A 253-nucleotide genomic window follows, 5' to 3' on the forward strand; every position below is an offset into this window, starting at 1 on the left:
GTCAAGCTAACAAAATTTTCTTCTTTAGGATTGAACTCTTTTAAGCCTAAGACTAGACCATAAACGGCATTTTTGTTGGCAATTTTATTCTCAACATAACCTGAATACTCTCGCAGACCATTGTTCAGGTGATGATAAATTTTATTTTCTATGATAATGGCTGAATCGCTACTGAGTAATAAAATATCTATCCTGCCTTCTTTTGTTGAGTATTCTGTATGAATTTCGAAATCTGTAAAGTCTTCAATCCAGT

General features: G+C 32.8%; 1 protein-coding gene. It reads right to left on the bottom strand.

What is annotated here, in order from left to right; translation table 11 throughout:
• The coding region (locus tag P8629_RS12345) for a PD-(D/E)XK nuclease family protein (RefSeq protein WP_278166398.1) at positions 1–253 on the bottom strand (253 nt) is incomplete at both ends.

Origin of the sequence: Hydrogenovibrio sp. 3SP14C1 (assembly GCF_029625905.1) — a bacterium.
Lineage (GTDB): Bacteria > Pseudomonadota > Gammaproteobacteria > Thiomicrospirales > Thiomicrospiraceae > Hydrogenovibrio.